Genomic DNA, 16473 nt, shown 5'->3' on the forward strand with positions numbered 1-16473 from the left:
GGGAGGGTGGATCATGGAACGACCGGGGCAGGGATGGGCCCGATACGGGGTCGCTCAATGCCGCGAAGAGGAACCGGACAAACTAGTTTAAACTACAACTAACGACAATAAATGCCATAAAAAGTGGATAAATACTCCACTCGCTTTCCAGCCACCACAACCGTCCTCTAGCCTCCCTTCATGGGCAACGTCACTGAAACTCAACGAAAAGTTTCACACCCTGGAAACCTCTGTTGACACGAACGAAACAGTGATACTTTCCCCTTGGGAGCGCTCCCAAGCCGTGTGAAACTTCGGGCCGAGGAGACCGCATGGCCGATCTTCCCACCCTGGCAGAGGTAGCCGCCGCAGCTGGCGTCTCCCCGGCAACCGCCTCCCGAGTCCTGACCGGCTCGGTGCGCGTGACCACTTCGACACGCCGCCAAGTCCACGACGCGATGTCGCGCCTGGGCTATGTGCGGCGCCGGGCTCCCCGTGGCTCAGCGGGCCGGCGGACGGATCAGATCATCGCCGCCGTCGTCTGCGAACACAGTCCGCGTCTCTTCAGCGAGCCGTTCTACGCACGGCTCCTGTCGGCCTGCGAGGAGGTGCTCACGGCCCACGGCGTGCCCATGGTCGTCATGACGGCGACCCCCGCCACGGCCTCGATCACCGCTCCCCCGCTGGTCGCAGGGGCGGTGGACGGAGTGCTGCTGATCAGCGCGCGCACCCGGCATCCACTCGCGGTCACGCTGGCGGCGTCGGGGATTCCGGTACGCTGCGCCGGACGACCACCGGAGGGCATCGACCTGCCGTACGTCGACATGGACAACATGGACGGCGGACGGCAAGCAGCCGAACATCTACTTCTCAACAACCGCAGAGCCATCGCCACGATCGCCGGGCCGCCCACGCTGCCCGCCGCGCGGGACCGGCTCGAAGGCTTCCGGCAGACGCTGCGCGACGCGGGCGTGCATGAGATGCCCGTGGCATACGGGGATTTCACCCACGCCTCGGGCGCGCATGCGATGCAGTGGCTGCTGCAACGGGCGCCGCACCTGGACGCCGTGTTCGCAGCCTCCGACGTGATGGCGGCCGGCGCGATGCAGACCCTGCGCCGCGCCGGGCGCAAGGTGCCGGAGGACGTGGCCGTGATCGGGTATGACGACGCTCCGGTCGCGCGCCATGTCACACCGGCGCTGACCACAGTCCGCCAGCCCGTGGAGGAGATGGCCACGCTGGCGGCCCGGATGCTTCTCATGACGCTGGGGGACGAGGAGAAGCCGAAGGGCAATCCCGTACTGCCCACGGAACTGGTGGTTCGTGAATCGGCCTGAGCTTCGAGAAGGCGACGTCCTGACCCGTCGCTATCTGCTCAAGGAGCGCATCGCGACGGGCGGGATGTCGGTCATCTGGCGCGCCTTCGACCAGTCCCTGCAGCGGATGGTCGCGATCAAGGTGCTGGACGGCTCGCTCGACGAGGATCATCCGGGCCGGGAACTGATCCGCCGGGAGGCCAGGGCCACCGCCCGGCTGATCCACCCCGACGCGATCGAGGTGTACGACTACGGCGAGACCGTGACGAACCGCGGCAGACTCGCGGCGTACGTCGTGATGCGCCTGCTGGAGGGCCGGCCGCTGGCGGAACGCATAGCGGAAGGACCACTGCCGTGGCCGGAGGCCGTGGCGATAACCGCCGGACTGGCCCAGGTGCTCGCCGCCGCCCATGACAAGGGCATCGTCCACCGCGACGTGACCCCGGAGAACGTGCTGCTCGCCGCCGACGGGCCGAAGCTGCTCGACTTCGGCATCGCCGCCTTCATCGGCGAGACCGACGACCAGCTCGTGGCCGATTTCGGCACGCCGCCGTACGTCGCTCCCGAGCGTCTCAAGGGCACGACCGCCGACCCGGCGGTGGACGTCTACGCCCTCGGCGTGCTGCTGTTCGAGATGCTCACGGGTGCCCTGCCGTACCCGGAGCGTACCTGGGAGGCGATCGAGGCGGCCCGGCGGGAAGGGCCGCCTCCGACGCCCGATGGGGTGACCGACCTGCCCCCGGAGGTGGCGGAGCTGTGCCGCAGCTGCCTGTCGGCCGACCCGGCGGCGCGGCCCCGCGCCGCCGCGGTGGCCGCCGCGCTGGCGGCACCGCCGCCGGGCCGGCGCCGCACCGATGGTTCTCGCGCGGCCGGCTGGGGAGCCGGAGCCGCCATCGGAGCCCTGACGATCGCCGGCGTGCTCTGGCTCTACCAGGCCGGCGCCGAGGGAACGGACGACCCCACGACTCTGGCGGCGGCGCTTCCTTCCGTGACGGCGCAGACGAGCGTCTCCGACGAGGGGGCGCCGCTGCCCACCTCGTCACCCAGCGTGCCGCAGGTGAAACCCGTCACCAACCCGCGGGCGACAGCGGGAGTGCCGCAGGTGACCCGGACGCCGACCCACAGGCGGACCAAACCCAGGGCCGAGGCCACGCCCCGCAGGCCGGCGCCGCACGCCACCCGCACACCCCAGATCTCCCGCACGCCCCAGACCAGAAAACACGAGGTCGACCCGCTTCCGCTGGCCACCCAAGCCAGGCCGATCGCGGTCGACGAAGCCGTCAGACGATTCAACCTGCTGCTGGACGGCGCCGAGGCGACCGACGACGTCGACAAGGACGTCGCGCTCGACCTCAAGCAGGTGCTGCACAACTCGATCGCCAACGGGTCGGGTGTGCTCTCGGTGCGCGACAAAATCGCCGTACGGTTCCGCGAAGGCCGGCTGACCCCGTTGCTGAGACAGGAGCTGGAGCTCGCGCTGGACAAGGTGGCCGACGCTCTCGCTCAGGCGAGCGGGGTCTGACCCTCCCCCAAATCGACCGACTTTTGCCCGGAATCCACTTTCTGGGAGCGCTCCCATGCAACTTTCATTGGTTCAGGCCTCACCATCGGCAGGCAAGGTCTACGGAATTCGACCCAGCCAGACGGCGGTGTCCGAGGGGAGCCGTGCGCCGTCCAGCGGGCCGCTCGCCAGCAGGACGGACTCGTGCGGCGGCAGTTCGACGGACGCAGAACCGAGGTTGACCACGCAGATCAGCCCCGAGTCGCGTGTGAAGGCCAGCACGTCGTCGCCGAGCGGCAGCCAGGACAGTGTGCCGTCCCCGAGCAGTTCGCGGCGGATCCGCAGGGCCGACCGGTACAGGCTGAGCATCGAGCCGGGGTCGGCCTGCTGGGCCTCGACCGTGAGATCGCGCCACGTCGCGGGCTGGGGCAGCCAGGGAGTGCCGGTGCCGTACCCGAACGGCGGCTCGGTCCCCGACCACGGCAGCGGCACGCGGCAGCCGTCGCGCCCGCGGACCGTGCGGCCCGAACGCTCCCACATCGGATCGTCGATCAGCTCCTCCGGGATGTCCTCGACCTCGTTCAGGCCGAGTTCCTCACCCTGGTAGACATAGACGCTGCCCGGCAGCGCCATCGCGAGCAGAGCGGCGGCCCGCGCCCGGCGGCGGCCGAGCTCCAGGTCTGCGGGCATGCCGTCCCTGCGCTCCGCATTGTCCCAGGATGTGACGGCCCTGCCGTAGCGGGTGACGGGACGGGCGACGTCGTGGTTGGACAGCACCCAGGTCGCGGGCGCGCCGAGCGGGAGGTGCGTGGTGAGCGTGAGGTCGATGCCGGCCCGCAGCGCGGCCGGCTCCCACGCGCTCGACAGGAAGTCGAAGTTGAACGCCGTGTGGAGCTCGTCCGGGCGCAGGTAGTTGGCGAACCGCTCCTGGTCGGGCAGCCACACCTCGCCGATCAGGATCCGCCCGCCGTAGGAGTCCGACACCCGCCGCCACTCGCGGTAGATGTCGTGGACGCCGTCGTGATCGGTGTACGACTCCTCGACGCTGTCGAGGTCCTTGACCAGGACGGCCGCCGAGTCGATGCGCACGCCGTCCACGCCCCGGTCGAACCAGAAGCGAAGGACGTCGAGGAACTCCTCGCGCACCTCGGGGTTGTCCCAGTTGAAGTCCGGCTGCTCCGGGGCGAACAGGTGCAGGTACCACTCGCCGTCGGGAACCCGGGTCCACGCCGGGCCGCCGAAGATCGACTGCCAGCCGTTCGGCGGCCCGCCCCCGACACCGGGACGGAACCAGAACCGCTCCCGGGCCTTCGAACCGGGACCGGCCGCCAGCGCCTCCCGGAACCAGGCGTGGCGGTCCGAGGCGTGGTTGGGTACGACGTCGATGATCACGCGGATACCCAGGCCGTGGGCCTCCTCGATCAGCTTCTCGGCCTCGGCCAACGTGCCGAAGACCGGCTCGATGCTCCGGTAGTCGGCGACGTCATAGCCGCCGTCCGCCATCGGGGACGGATACCACGGGTTGAGCCAGATGGCGTCGACGCCGAGATCCGCGAGGTACGGCAGGCGTGACCGGAGCCCCGACAGATCCCCCGTGCCGTCGCCGTTGCCGTCGGCGAAACTGCGCAGGTAGACCTGGTAGATCGCGGCCCCTCGCCACCATTCGGAGTCCGAGACCGTCCTCGGGGACGTGTTGGCGGGCATGCTGAATACAACTCCTTACCGGGAAAGGCGACGGCGTCAGCCCTTGAGGCTGCCGGCCGTGAGACCGGCCATGATGTGCCGCTGGAAGAGGAAGAAGACGACGATCGTCGGGATACTGGCGATCACCAGGGAGGCGACCAGCACGTTCTGCGGCATCTGCGAGGAGAGCGAGGCGATGCCGATGCTCACGGACATCTTTTCGCTGTCCGGCAGGACCAGCAGCGGCCAGACGAAGTCCCGCCAGACGTTCACGACGGTGAGGATGGAGATCACTCCGAGGATGGGCCGGGAGATCGGGATCACCACCGACCACAGGATGCGTCCGGACGACGCGCCGTCGATCTCGGCGGCTTCGAGCAGTTCCCTGGGGATCGAGTCGAAGAAGCGCTTGAGCAGGAAGACGTTGAAGCCGTTGGCCACGGCCGGCAGCCAGATCGCCCACGGGGTGTTGAGCAGATTCCAGTGGAGGAGCGGCACGTCCTTCACGGTCAGGTACGCGGGGAGCATGATGACCATGGGCGGGATCATCAGCGTCGACAGCATCATGGCCAGGACGACCTTGCCGAGCGCCGGGCGGAGCTTGGACAGGGCGTAGGCCGCAGCCACGTCGAACGTGAGGGTCAGCAGCCAGGCGCCGCCCGCGTAGACGGCCGTGTTGCCGAGCAGCCTGCCCAGGTCCAGCAGATCCCACGCCTGCAGGTAGCCGTCCAGCGAGAAGTGCGACGGCAGGAAGGTCGGTGGGATCGAGTTGAGCTCCTCGGTGGACTTCATGGCGCCGGTGAGCATCCAGTAGAACGGGAAGACGAACGCGGCGGTGAAACTCACCAACACGGCCACCAGCACGACCCAATAGACGATCCGGCCGCGGGCCGTATTGAGCTGGTGCGGCGACACGGCGGTGCGGAACTGCGTGTTGATCGGCTTGCGGGGCCGCCGCTGCCGGCGTCCGCTGTGCCCCTGCCGCGGGGACGTGGGCGGAATCCCGGCGGAGCGGCCCGGCATAACGGTGATGCCGGACGACGTGACATCGGACATGGTCACTCCCTTCACACCGTGTTGTCGCGCGAGACACGCAGGTAGATCGCGGAGAACACCATGAGCACGATCATGAGCATCAGGCCGAGCGCGTTGCCGCCGTTGAGGTTGCCGAAGCTGAAGGCGTACTGGTACATGAGGTAGACGACGCTGACCGTGGCGTTCTCGGGGCCGCCGCCGGTGAGCAGATAGGGCTCGATGAAGACCTGCATGGTCGCCACGATCTGCAGCAGCAGCATCACCAGCAGAATGAGCCTGGTCTGCGGGATCGTGACATGCCTGATCCGCTTGAAGAGGCCGGCGCCGTCGAGTTCGGCGGCCTCGTACAGCTCACTCGGGATGGTCTGCAGCGCGGCGAGGTAGATCAACGTGCCAGTGCCCATGTTCATCCAGGTGGAGACGATGACCAGCGAGATCAACGCGGTGCTCGTCGAGTTGAGCCACTGCAGCCCCGGCAGGTGGAAGAAGCCGAGAATCTGGTTGAACAGCCCGTAGTCGGGGTTGTAGAACCACTGGAACAGCAGGACGGCCACCGCGGGCGGCAGAATGACCGGCAGATAGACGACGAAGCGCAGGTAGGCGCGCGCGTGCCGCAACTCGTTCAGCACGATCGCGGTGATGAAGGGAATCCCGAACCCGCACACCAGGGCGAGCAAGGTGAACAGTGCGGTGTTGATCCAGGCAGGCCAGAATGCCGGGTCTTGGAGGATCGTACGGAAGTTCTCCAGCCCAACCCATTCGGGCGGATCCACGAAGTTGGTCTTCTGAAAGCTGAGGATGACCTCCCGGACCATCGGGTACCAGGAGAACAGAGCGAAACAGATCAGTGCCCCGCACAGGAAGCCGTAGGCGGTCAGGTTGCGTTTGACGGCACGCCGCAGTCTCGTCGGCTGTCCCCGCCTGCCGCTCGCTGCCGGGACGCTCGCTGTGGTCATCGTTGTGAATCCGTTCTCGACATGACTACTGGACGCCGATCGCCGGGGCGCCGGCCACACGGTGACGGCCGCGGACGGCGCCCCGGATTATCGAACGGTCAGCTTTTCGAGGCCAGCAGGGAGTTGACCTTCGCCTCGGCGTCGGAGAGGAGCTGATCGATGTCGGCGTCCTTCCTGGTGAGGACGGCCGACATCGGAGTGTCGAGAACCTTGTAGATCTCCTGGGCGTACGGCCCGGGCTCCGCCTTGGGCGGGATGCCCCTGGAGCCTTCCACCCATCCGGCGAACTGCGCGGCGTCGATGTTGGCGTTCGCCTTGCGCAGCTCGTCGACGGCCTGGCCGGACGGCGTGTCCGGGCGGTACAGGTCGGGGTAGGGCTGGCCGACGGTCAGGTTCGCGCCCTTGGCCCGCACATAGTCGAGCTGTCCCTTGCCGGGGGTGAGGAACTCATACTCGATCCACTTGAGCCCGGCCTTGATCTGCTCCGGGGTGGCCTTCGGGTTGATCATGTAGCCGGCCCCGCCGTTGAACAGGGCCTTGGCCTCGGGCTGGGCGGTGATGGCGTAGTTCTCGAACTTGCCGCCGAAGTCGTTGCGCAGCGCGATGAGCACGTCGGGCGCGCCCAGCATCATGCCCATCTTGCCGCCGGCCATCGCCTTCATCAGCGCCGGCCAGTCGATGTAGAGCTGGGAGCCCATGCTGTTGTCGACCCACCGCATCTGGTGGAGGTTCTCCAGCACGGCCTTGCCCTCGGGGGTGTTGAAGGCGGCCTTCTTGCCGTCGGGGGTGATGACCGATCCGCCCCGGCCGTAGATGGAGGCGGTGAAGTGCCAGCCCCCGACATTGTTGCCGCTGTATTCGCCGTACCCGACGTAGCCGGGACCGAGCTCGGCGATCTTCTTGGCTGCGGCCCGCACCTCGGCCCAGGTCTTGGGCGGGGTGTTCGGGTCGAGGCCGGCCTTGGTGAAGACCTCCTTGTTGTAGACGAGGCCCATGCCGTAGCCGTCGGTCGGCAGGCCGTAGATCTTGCCGTCCTTCTTGAACAGGTCGATGGAGCTGTTGTAGTCGGGGAACGTCTTGATCTCGTCGACGTACGGCGTGATGTCGGCGGCCTGGCCGCTCTCGATCAGGCGACCCACGTTGGGGAAGTTGACGAAGAACACCGTCTCGAGATCGCCACTGGCCAGCTTGGGCTCGAACGTACGCGGGTCGTAGCAGGGGAAGGCGTCGGTGACCTTCGAAATCTCTATGTCGGGGTTCTCCTTCTGGAAGGCCGCCAGGTCCTCCTCGAAGGTCGCACGCTGTGCCTTGTTCGTTTTCGGCGGCTCGCAGTTGACCGAGATCGACACCGGCGCCGTGCCGCCGGATGCCGCGCCGGGCCTGCCGCCGTCGTCGCCGTCGTCGGAGCCACATGCCGCGGCCGCTGTCAGGGTGAGTCCCGTGACCAGCAGTAACGAGAGTTTATGGGATTTCACTTCGTTCCCTTCTGGAACCGCTGCACCACTCTGGAACCGCTGCACCACGACACGTTGGAGCACACGGCTCAGACCGACTGGAGCGCCCCGATCCGCTCGGTTGCGAGAAACATACAGAGCCAGACAGAAGTGAGCAAGACTTTGGCTTCACCTCGCAAAAAACTGACAAGCACAGGACGGAACAGAGGCAGAGCGGTTCGGGCTTCGGCCCGGCCTCACCGGACCCGACTTCACAGGGCGCGGCTTCACACGGCCGGCGCGGTGGACCCGCGCACGACGAGTTCGGGCTCGAACAGGAGTTCGTCGCCGGCTACGGGTGCCGTGTCGAGCTGCGCGGCCTCGATCTGGGCGACGAGCAGTTCGACGGCGGCGCGGCCCATCGCCTCGATCGGCTGCCGCACGGTCGTAAGCGGTGGATCCGTGCAGTTCATCAGCGCGGAGTCGTCGTAACCGATCACGGATATGTCCCGGGGGACGGACAGGCCGGCTCGGCGCGCCGCCCGGATCGCGCCGAGGGCCAGCACGTCGCTGGCGCAGATGATGCCGGTCACCCCGTGACGCACCATCCTGGCCGCCGCGGCGTGACCGCCTTCCAACGAGAACATCGTGTGCTCGACGTGGTACGGATCCAGCTCCAGTCTGCGGGCGGCTGCGAACGAACGGAAAGCGGCCAGCTTGCGCTGGGATGGCACATGGTCGGGCGGGCCGAGCAGCATGGCCACGTGCCGGTGCCCGAGCGCCAGCAGATGGCCGAGCGCCATCTCAGCGGCGGCCACATCGTCGCACGAGACCTGGGGGAAGCCGAGACGCTCGACGGCCGCGTTGACGAGCACCGCCGGCAGCCCGCGCGCCAGGATCCGCTCGTAGTGGCCGTGCGATGCCTCGCCCTGGGCGTACTGCCCGCCCGCGAACACCATTCCCGACACCTGCTGTTGCAGCAGCAGATCGACGTAGTCCGCCTCGGTGACCCCGCCCACCGTGCGGGTGCACAGCACGGACGTGAACCCCTGCTGGGCCAGCGCACCCCCGACCACCTCGGCGAACGCCGGAAAGATCGGATTCTGCAACTCCGGCAGCACCAGACCCACCAGCCGCGCACGCTCCCCCCGAAGCCGCGTCGGCCGCTCATAGCCCAGCACGTCCAGCGCCGTCAGCACCGCCTCGCGCGTCGTCTCCGACACCCCCGGCTTACCGTTCAGCACACGACTCACCGTCGCCTCGCTGACCCCGACCTTCTTCGCCACTTCCGCAAGCCGTCGCGTCATGGCCGCAAGCATACGACAATTAACGCAAGCGACTTTCATCAACTTGCGTCAGTCGACTCGCCATAACGACCGCGAAACGAGCGGCACGGCCGGAAAGCCGACACGATCCCGCAGACCCTCCCCTGCACACCAGGTACGCAACACGGGAGTCGACGATTTCCAGATCTCGTCGGAAACTTGCGCGAGCCGCAGGAAGGGCCGGACGGCCGTGCGTACTCCCGGACCGGCTGTGCTGTACTCCCGGACTGGCTAGGGCGTGCGCACACGGGCGGTCGAGGAGCGGACCACGAGCTCCGGCTCGAAGAGCAGCTCCCCCGTGGTCACGGCCACCCCCTCGATCTGGTTGACCAGCAGCTCCACCGCCGCGCGGCCCATCGCCTCGATGGGCTGCCGGACCGTCGTGAGCGGCGGGTCGACGCAGTTCATCAGCGCCGAGTCGTCGTAACCGATGACCGAGACATCCTCCGGCACGCGCAGCCCCTCTCTCCGGGCGGCCCTGATCGCGCCCAGGGCCAGGGGGTCGCTGCCGCAGATGAGACCGGTGACCCTCTGCCGAACCAACTTCAGCGCCGCCGCGTGACCGCCCTCCAGCGAGTGCATGGTGTGCTCCACCAGCTCACCGCCCAATGCCCGGAACGCCTCCAACTTGCGCACAGAGGGCATATGATCGGCCGGGCCGACGATCAGGCCTATCCGCTCGTGCCCGAGGGTCCGCAGATGGTTCAGCGCCTCCTTGACCACGATCGCATCGTCACACGAGACACGCGGGAAATCCCAGTGGTCGGCTGCGGCGTTGACCAGGACGGTAGGCAGGCGGCGGTCGATCAGCCCGAGGTAGTGCTCGTGCACGACCCCGGCCTGCGTGTAGAGCCCGCCGGCGAACACCACGCCGGAGACCTGCTGCTGCAGCAGCAGATCGACGTAGTCCGCCTCGGAGATGCCACCCACGGTCCGAGTGCACAGCACGGGGGTGAATCCCTGCTGGGCCAGCGCACCCCCGACCACCTCGGCGAACGCCGGAAAGATCGGATTCTGCAACTCCGGCAGCACCAGACCCACCAGCCGCGCACGCTCCCCCCGAAGCCGCGTCGGCCGCTCATAGCCCAGCACGTCCAGCGCCGTCAGCACCGCCTCGCGCGTCGTCTCCGACACCCCCGGCTTACCGTTCAGCACACGACTCACCGTCGCCTCGCTGACCCCGACCTTCTTGGCCACCTCGGCAAGCCGTCGCGTCATGGCCGCAAGCATACGACGGGAGGCCCGGCGCTCCTGTCGATCAGTCGCGACCCGCGATCCCCGCGTAAGCCCCATGTAAGTGATCTGCAAGCGCCCCTTTCTAGGTTCTGCGACGTCGCACATCGTCTGTGCACACACACATCACCTGGAAAGACGTCATGAACAATCTCAAGAAGGTTCTCGCCGTCGCCGGCGCGTCCGCCCTGCTGGCCGTGACCGCCACCGCGTGCGGCGCCGCCGCCAATGCCGCGACCTGCCAGGAGGCGATCAAGGCGTTCAACGACTTCAGCCCCAAGATCACAGCCGCGGCCGGCGACCTCGAGGGCTTCAACAAGGCGATGGCCGGGTTCGGGAACGATCTGGCGGAGCTGGCCGGCAAGGCCGACGGCGACGTGAAGAGCTCCCTCACCAAGATGGCCGAGTCCTTCAAGAACTACAAGATCGACGCATCCGATCCGGCGGCCGCGACGGCGAAGCTGCCCGAGCTCGTCTCCGAGATCAACGGTGCCACTCAGGAGCTCGCCACAGCGTGCTCCTGACATGTCCGCCCCGCTGACCATCTGACGCGGTCGGCGAAGCCGCCCGGTCTCCTCCCGGCCGGGCGGCTTCGCCGCCCATCACGGGTCAGTAGTCGAGGCCCCAGTCGTGCGGCCCGAGCAGGTAGCTCTCCCCACTCGGCACGAGGCGGCCACCGCCGACCAGGGTGTCGAGGCAGTGCCGTACGGTCTCCTCGGGCAGGCCGGTCATCCCGGTGATCTCGGCGGCCGTGGCCGGGCGTTCCGCCACGTTGAGCGCGGCGGCCGCCTCGTAGACGGCCAGGTCGGCGCCGGACATCTCCTGGACGTCCTCCAGGCTCTCGTCGTCACGGTCGCGGTCGTCCATGGTCGTCACAGGCCGCGCATCCTCGCCCCGCTGCGCAACCGCTCGGGGTCGATGTGCCGATCGGGGAACCGTTCGAGGTACTCCCGCTCCAGCTCCTCCGTCCGGGAGGTGTGCCGCTCCAGCGCGTCGTCGGAGCCGTGGAAGAGCGCGTCCGACCGCGTCTGGTGCAGGTGGCGCAGCTCGCGGAACAGGTCCTCGTCCTCGAGCGCACGCGGGTCGACACCCATGGCGCCCGCGGAAACTCCTCGCGGGCTCGTACTCTCCGCGGGGCCCATCGTGGTCATCGCGGGTTCTCCTCCTCAGACCTCTGTCGGCTTGTCCCACCGCTCGTCGGGATTTCCGTTGTCGGGCCGGGCGATGGGCGGATCCGTCGCCGACGGCGTGTGCTCCTCGGCGAAATCCGGCTCGCTCTCAAAGTCCGGTTCGTCCTTTATATTCGGATCGTTCTCACGTCGCATGCCGGTCTCCTGCCCCCTTGCCGGGCCGCCATGCATGGGCGGAGCCGCGAGACATCGCGACGTCGTACGGCCCGCACCCCGCCCCGGGCACGGACCGTACGACCGGACATCAGGACGTCAAGATGTCAAGACGTCAGGACGCCGAGGACAGGTCGAACTCCCCGCCCTTGACGCCGTCGAGGAATGCCTCCCACTCCCCCGTGGTGAACAGCAGCTTCGGACCCTCCGGATCCTTGGAGTCCCGTACGGCGATGCCGCCACTGATCCGGGCGACCTCGACACACTGGTTCCCCACGGTGTTGGAGCGGGCCGCCTTGCGCCAGGCGGCCCCGGCCAGGTCGTCCGCCGCCTCGATTCCCCTCATCTTCCTGCCATCTCCTTCTCGACCGACTCGATCTTCTCTATGGACTTCTCCGGGCCGAGCGCGGCGGCACGAAGGTGATCGAAGACCTGGACATATCCGCGGACGTGCTCCGGGTTCTCCAGATAGAGCTCGCCGCCCATGTTCTCCAGCAGCACCGCGTCGGCGTCCTCCGGATCGGGGAAGGTGAGGACCGCCATCGGATTGCCCATCCCGAGGTAGGCGCCGGCGTCGAACGGGAGCACCTGGATGGTGACGTTCGGCTGGACGGCGACCTCCCCGAGCCTGCGCAGCTGTTCCGCCATGACGGCGGGGCCGCCCACGGGTCTGCGGAGCACGGCCTCGTCGAGGACGGCCCACAGGTCCAGGGCGCCGGGTCCGGCGAGGCGGCGCTGCCGCTCCATCCGGACCGCGACCCGCCGCTCGATCTCCGCGGGATCCTTCACCAGCGCGGCGCCGACCACCGCGCGGGCGTAGGCCTCGGTCTGGAGCAGCCCGGGCACCAGGAGGGGTTCGTAGTTACGGACCGAGGCGGCCTCCGCCTCGAGCCCGACGTACGGCCCGGGGAGCACGTCCCCGTAGGCGTGCCACCAGCCTCGTCGGCCGGCCTCCCGGGCGAGGTCGAGGAGAGCCTCGCGCTCGGTGCCGTCCACCCCGTAGAGATCGAGGAGTTCGCGCATGGTCCGGCCCTGCGGCCGGGTGTGTCCGGTCTCGATCCGATACACCGTGGAACCCGCCACGCCCAGCCGCCGGGCCACGTCCTCGCGGCTGTATCCGGCCTCTCGTCGCAGGCGTGTCAACTCGCCGGAAAGCCGGCGCAGCCTGACCGTCGGGCTTCGTCCTGTCCCCATGAGACCGAATACCCCCTTTGCCAGGAAGTGTGCAATGGTGCATTCGCACTATTGCGTGGCCGAATTCCAAAGTGCAGGATGAATGCAGTCTGGCACGGACGGCGACCGGTCATAGGCAGGCGGGTATACAGGGAGTTATCACAGGATGACAATTCTCAACCTCCCGGGGAGAATCGCGATCTCGCGGCCCTACTCGGGAGAGCCCTCGGAGGCCGGGAAGGCCCGGCGGTTCGTCGCCGCCGTCCTTGACTCGACCGAGGAGATCCGCTCGCATGGCGGGCACCCCTGCCGCGACGACGCCGTTCAGCTGATCGGCGAGTTGATCGCGGAGTCGCTGCGCCACGCCCACGCCTGCGCGAGCCGTCCCGATTACACGGTGACCGTCCGGGCCACCGGCCGCTGGACCCGGGTGGCCTTATCCACGCAGGCCTGCGGCTGCTGGACCGCTCCTGAGCTGACGCCGGGCCGCGGTGTCCACCTCGTCGATCTGTTCACCGCGCGATGGGGCGTCTCCACGAGCCGGGGCGGGGTCTCCGTCTGGTTCGAGCTCGGGCACAAGAACGCGCCCACGGCCGCCACCTCCGACTCGCCCCCTGACCGGGCCGGCGCGGGCCGGGTCAGTGCGGACCCCGTCCGCACCGAGCCGGTCGCCAGGGACCCCCACCGGCGCTGACGCGGCGCCGAGGGCCCGTCCCGCCGCCCCACAGTCCCCCTCCACAACTCGGCAATACGGTCTTTTGCCGCTATTAGGCCTGATTCTGGGTAGACGCCGCCATATCGCACGAACGAGGGGGCGATATGGCGCAAATAAGCACCGATATTCCGGCCCGACTCGATCGCCTGCCCTGGGCCCGCTGGCACTGGCTGGTGCTGATCGGGCTCGGCGCGGTGTGGATCCTCGACGGGCTCGAGGTCACGATCGTCGGCGTCATCGGCCCCCGGGTCACCGACCCCGGCAGCGGGCTGGGCCTGACCGACAGCCAGGTCGGGGTCGCCGCGGGCGTCTACGTCGCCGGCGCCTGTCTCGGCGCCCTCTTCTTCGGCCATCTGACGGACCGTTTCGGCCGTAAGAGGCTCTTCCTGGTGACGCTGGTCGTCTATCTCGTCGCGACCGTCGCCACGGCCTTCTCGACCGAGGCCTGGTACTTCTACCTGTGCCGCTTCTTCACCGGCGCCGGCGTGGGCGGGGAGTACGCCGCGATCAACTCGGCGATCGACGAGCTCATCCCGGCCCGGGTGCGCGGCACGGTCGATCTCGTGGTGAACGGCTCGTTCTGGTTGGGCACCGCGATCGGCGCCGCCGTCGCGATCCCGATGCTCGACCCGGACGTGCTCGCCATCGACGTCGGATGGCGGGTGCTGTTCGGCATGGGCGCGGTGCTGGGCATCGGAATCCTGCTGGTCAGGCGGCTCGTGCCGGAGAGCCCCCGATGGTTGTTCATCCACTGCAGGGAACGGGAGGCCGAGGAGATCGTCAGCCAGATCGAGGCACGGGTCCGGGAGGAGATCGGGGAGCGGCGGCTCGACCCGCCGGGCCGGGAGATCCGGATCAGCCAGCGCCGGCACACCCCGCTGACCGAGGTGGCGGCCGCCCTGCTGCGCCGCTACCCCAAGCGGACGCTCGTCGGTCTCGCGCTGTTCATCGGGCAGGCGTTCCTCTACAACTCCATCTACTTCACGTACGCCCTGGTGCTCTCGACGTTCTTCGGAGTGCCCGACGGCAGCACGCCCTGGTACCTCGTGCCGATCGCCATCGGAAACTTCTGCGGACCGGTGCTGCTCGGCAGGTTCTTCGACTCGATCGGCCGCCGGGTGATGATCTCGGGCTGCTACGTCCTGTCCGGCCTGCTGCTGCTCGGCACGGCCGCCCTGTTCAACGGCGGGGCGCTGTCGGCCGGGACGCTGACCGTCTGCTGGATGGTGGTCTTCTTCTTCGCCTCCGCCGGGGCCAGCTCGGCCTATCTGACGGTCTCCGAGATCTTCCCGATGGAGACCCGGGCCCTGGCGATCGCACTGTTCTACGCGGTGGGCACCGGCCTCGGCGGCATCATCGGGCCGGTCCTGTTCGGCCGCCTGGTCGAGAGCCAGGTCGTGGGCAACGTGGTCTTCGGCTACACGATCGGCGCCGCACTCATGATCCTCGCCGGGCTGGTCGAGTGGTTCATGGGCGTCGAGGCGGCCCGGCGGTCGCTGGAGGACATCGCCGCACCGCTGAGCATCCAGGAGCGGGAGATCGCCTGATCACGGCACGTCTCCTCGGCGGTCTCCGCCCTGCGGCCACACTCCCGCCGTCGCCGCTGGCGTGACATGCCGTGATCGCGGTGTCCGGGCGAGCCGCCGTACGGGCTGGCAAATGGCGTAAATTGCCCCAATTGCGATAGGACTGGGCACGTCAGGTGCGCTGCGAGGCGCCGCCATAGCCGTCCGAAGGAGTACGGTTGACCCGCTACGGCCAGATGTTCGGCCCCGACATCACCTTCCTCGGCGTGGACCGCTGCGATCTGAACGATCCCGCCGGTTACGCGGACGCCGATGTGATCATCGTGGGGGCGCCGTTCGACGGCGGCACCTCGCACCGGCCGGGGGCGCGCTTCGGGCCGAACGCCATCCGCCAGACCTGCTACCTGCCGCACGACGGATCGCGCCCCAGCCTGGCGATGCGCGTCGACGCGCTGCGCGACCTGCGCGTGCTGGACGCCGGCGACGTCGAGACGTACTCCGGCGACATCGAGGGCAGCCTGCGTGCCATCGAGGACGCGGTCGCGCGCATCGCGGCCTCCGGCGCGATCCCCATCGTGCTGGGCGGAGACCACACCGTGGCCCTGCCCGACGCGACCGGAGTGGCCCGCCATCACGGGTTCGGCCGGATCTCCATGCTGCACTTCGACGCGCACGCCGACACCGGGCACATCGAGTTCGGCCACCTGTACGGCCACGGGCAGCCCATGCGGCGGCTCATCGAGTCGGGCGCCATCCGCGGCGACCGGTTCCTGCAGATCGGCCTGCGCGGCTACTGGCCCGAGCCGGACACCCTGGACTGGATGGCCGGTCAGCGGATGCGCTCGTACGAGATGACCGAGATCGTCGCCAGGGGCCTCGACGAGTGCCTCACGGAGGCGTACGGCATCGCCCTCGACGACTGTGACGGCGTCTATCTGTCGGTGGACGTCGACGTCTGCGATCCCGGCCACGCGCCCGGCACCGGGACGCCCGAGCCGGGCGGCCTGTCGGCCCGTCAGCTTCTCGACGCGGTCCGCCGGACCTGCTACGAGCTGCCCGTCGTCGGGGTGGAGATCGTCGAGGTGGCCCCGCCGTACGATCACGCGGACATCACGGCCTATCTTGGCAACCGTGTCGTCCTCGAAGCGCTCTCGGCCATCGCCCGCCGCCGCAAGGACACCGCCGAGGGCACCCACTGGGATCCCGCCCGGCCGCTCCTCGACGGCCGCTGACCCGGGTCCCTGACCCCCGGTGA

General features: G+C 68.6%; 17 protein-coding genes. 6 read left to right on the forward strand and 11 right to left on the reverse strand.

Features of this window, described 5'->3' with window-relative positions:
• Nucleotides 1-311: 311 nt before the first annotated feature.
• Both AP234_RS02565 and AP234_RS02570 read left to right on the forward strand, forming a co-directional pair.
• The gene (locus AP234_RS02565) at nt 312-1316 is read left to right on the forward strand and encodes a LacI family DNA-binding transcriptional regulator (RefSeq protein WP_055477861.1); all 1005 of its coding nucleotides are present in this window, start codon (nt 312-314) and stop codon (nt 1314-1316) included.
• Nucleotides 1303-2817, forward strand: coding sequence for a serine/threonine-protein kinase (locus AP234_RS02570; protein ID WP_055477862.1), 1515 nt, complete (start codon nt 1303-1305; stop codon nt 2815-2817). The genes AP234_RS02565 and AP234_RS02570 overlap by 14 nt, the downstream gene beginning before the upstream one ends.
• Before the next feature lie 99 nt (nt 2818-2916).
• Here the strand turns inward: AP234_RS02570 and AP234_RS02575 are convergent, their stop codons facing one another.
• The 6 genes from AP234_RS02575 to AP234_RS02600 form a co-directional block, all read right to left on the reverse strand.
• Nucleotides 2917-4500: a glycoside hydrolase family 13 protein gene (locus AP234_RS02575; protein WP_055477863.1), complete on the reverse strand. Its 1584-nt coding sequence runs from the start codon at nt 4498-4500 to the stop codon at nt 2917-2919.
• Between the two features lie 36 nt (nt 4501-4536).
• Nucleotides 4537-5535 carry a carbohydrate ABC transporter permease gene (locus tag AP234_RS02580; RefSeq protein ID WP_083501697.1) on the reverse strand — a complete coding sequence of 333 codons (999 nt, stop codon included), beginning with the start codon at nt 5533-5535 and terminating at the stop codon, nt 4537-4539.
• Nucleotides 5536-5546: 11 nt separating this feature from the next.
• Entirely contained in the window at nt 5547-6470 is a 924-nt protein-coding gene (locus AP234_RS02585) for a carbohydrate ABC transporter permease (protein ID WP_055477864.1), read from the reverse strand.
• Nucleotides 6471-6568: 98 nt separating this feature from the next.
• Nucleotides 6569-7945, reverse strand: a complete 1377-nt coding sequence (locus tag AP234_RS02590) for an extracellular solute-binding protein (protein WP_055477865.1) — start codon at nt 7943-7945, stop codon at nt 6569-6571.
• A 245-nt stretch (nt 7946-8190) separates the two neighbouring features.
• Nucleotides 8191-9210, reverse strand: coding sequence for a LacI family DNA-binding transcriptional regulator (locus tag AP234_RS02595; protein WP_055477866.1), 1020 nt, complete (start codon nt 9208-9210; stop codon nt 8191-8193).
• A 249-nt stretch (nt 9211-9459) separates the two neighbouring features.
• A complete protein-coding gene (locus AP234_RS02600; RefSeq protein ID WP_055477867.1) occupies nt 9460-10446 on the reverse strand; it encodes a LacI family DNA-binding transcriptional regulator in 987 nt (328 codons plus the stop codon).
• Between the two features lie 158 nt (nt 10447-10604).
• Here AP234_RS02600 and AP234_RS02605 point away from each other — a divergent pair, with 158 nt between their 5' ends.
• Nucleotides 10605-10985, forward strand: a complete 381-nt coding sequence (locus tag AP234_RS02605) for a hypothetical protein (protein ID WP_055477868.1) — start codon at nt 10605-10607, stop codon at nt 10983-10985.
• Nucleotides 10986-11070: 85 nt separating this feature from the next.
• Here AP234_RS02605 and AP234_RS02610 read toward each other — a convergent pair whose 3' ends face one another.
• From AP234_RS02610 to AP234_RS02625, 5 genes are all read right to left on the reverse strand, one after another.
• Nucleotides 11071-11337: a hypothetical protein gene (locus AP234_RS02610; protein ID WP_055477869.1), complete on the reverse strand. Its 267-nt coding sequence runs from the start codon at nt 11335-11337 to the stop codon at nt 11071-11073.
• Nucleotides 11334-11555 (reverse strand): DUF6158 family protein, encoded by a 222-nt coding sequence (locus AP234_RS02615; RefSeq protein WP_055478212.1) that lies wholly within the window; start codon nt 11553-11555, stop codon nt 11334-11336. The genes AP234_RS02610 and AP234_RS02615 overlap by 4 nt, the downstream gene beginning before the upstream one ends.
• A gap of 72 nt (nt 11556-11627) precedes the next feature.
• Nucleotides 11628-11786: a hypothetical protein gene (locus AP234_RS37010; protein ID WP_160330366.1), complete on the reverse strand. Its 159-nt coding sequence runs from the start codon at nt 11784-11786 to the stop codon at nt 11628-11630.
• A gap of 133 nt (nt 11787-11919) precedes the next feature.
• Complete coding sequence (locus AP234_RS02620) at nt 11920-12150, reverse strand: DUF397 domain-containing protein (RefSeq protein WP_055477870.1); 231 nt, start codon at nt 12148-12150, stop codon at nt 11920-11922.
• Nucleotides 12147-12998 carry a helix-turn-helix domain-containing protein gene (locus AP234_RS02625; protein ID WP_055477871.1) on the reverse strand — a complete coding sequence of 284 codons (852 nt, stop codon included), beginning with the start codon at nt 12996-12998 and terminating at the stop codon, nt 12147-12149. Before AP234_RS02625 ends, AP234_RS02620 begins: the two co-directional genes overlap by 4 nt.
• A gap of 145 nt (nt 12999-13143) precedes the next feature.
• Between AP234_RS02625 and AP234_RS02630 the strand changes: the two genes are divergently transcribed.
• The 3 genes from AP234_RS02630 (at nt 13144) to speB (ending at nt 16450) form a co-directional block, all read left to right on the forward strand.
• Nucleotides 13144-13671 (forward strand): ATP-binding protein, encoded by a 528-nt coding sequence (locus tag AP234_RS02630; protein ID WP_055477872.1) that lies wholly within the window; start codon nt 13144-13146, stop codon nt 13669-13671.
• Nucleotides 13672-13796: 125 nt separating this feature from the next.
• Complete coding sequence (locus AP234_RS02635) at nt 13797-15239, forward strand: MFS transporter (RefSeq protein ID WP_055477873.1); 1443 nt, start codon at nt 13797-13799, stop codon at nt 15237-15239.
• Nucleotides 15240-15436: 197 nt separating this feature from the next.
• The gene (gene speB / locus AP234_RS02640; RefSeq protein WP_055477874.1) at nt 15437-16450 is read left to right on the forward strand and encodes an agmatinase; all 1014 of its coding nucleotides are present in this window, start codon (nt 15437-15439) and stop codon (nt 16448-16450) included.
• The last annotated feature ends 23 nt before the right edge of the window (nt 16451-16473 follow it).

The organism is Sphaerimonospora mesophila (genome assembly GCF_001417795.1).
GTDB classification, from domain to species: Bacteria; Actinomycetota; Actinomycetes; order Streptosporangiales; family Streptosporangiaceae; genus Sphaerimonospora; species Sphaerimonospora mesophila.

Excerpts from the sequence above, each read along its gene's own strand:
- AP234_RS37010 (WP_160330366.1), bottom strand. The coding sequence starts at position 11,786 with ATGCGACGTGAGAACGATCCGAATATAAAGGACGAACCGGACTTTGAG.
- AP234_RS02575 (WP_055477863.1), bottom strand. The coding sequence starts at position 4,500 with ATGCCCGCCAACACGTCCCCGAGGACGGTCTCGGACTCCGAATGGTGG.
- AP234_RS02580 (WP_083501697.1), bottom strand. The coding sequence starts at position 5,535 with ATGTCCGATGTCACGTCGTCCGGCATCACCGTTATGCCGGGCCGCTCC.
- AP234_RS02565 (WP_055477861.1), top strand. The coding sequence starts at position 312 with ATGGCCGATCTTCCCACCCTGGCAGAGGTAGCCGCCGCAGCTGGCGTC.
- AP234_RS02600 (WP_055477867.1), bottom strand. The coding sequence starts at position 10,446 with ATGACGCGACGGCTTGCCGAGGTGGCCAAGAAGGTCGGGGTCAGCGAG.
- AP234_RS02595 (WP_055477866.1), bottom strand. The coding sequence starts at position 9,210 with ATGACGCGACGGCTTGCGGAAGTGGCGAAGAAGGTCGGGGTCAGCGAG.
- AP234_RS02585 (WP_055477864.1), bottom strand. The coding sequence starts at position 6,470 with ATGACCACAGCGAGCGTCCCGGCAGCGAGCGGCAGGCGGGGACAGCCG.
- AP234_RS02620 (WP_055477870.1), bottom strand. The coding sequence starts at position 12,150 with ATGAGGGGAATCGAGGCGGCGGACGACCTGGCCGGGGCCGCCTGGCGC.
- AP234_RS02605 (WP_055477868.1), top strand. The coding sequence starts at position 10,605 with ATGAACAATCTCAAGAAGGTTCTCGCCGTCGCCGGCGCGTCCGCCCTG.
- AP234_RS02625 (WP_055477871.1), bottom strand. The coding sequence starts at position 12,998 with ATGGGGACAGGACGAAGCCCGACGGTCAGGCTGCGCCGGCTTTCCGGC.
- AP234_RS02630 (WP_055477872.1), top strand. The coding sequence starts at position 13,144 with ATGACAATTCTCAACCTCCCGGGGAGAATCGCGATCTCGCGGCCCTAC.
- AP234_RS02615 (WP_055478212.1), bottom strand. The coding sequence starts at position 11,555 with ATGGGTGTCGACCCGCGTGCGCTCGAGGACGAGGACCTGTTCCGCGAG.
- AP234_RS02635 (WP_055477873.1), top strand. The coding sequence starts at position 13,797 with ATGGCGCAAATAAGCACCGATATTCCGGCCCGACTCGATCGCCTGCCC.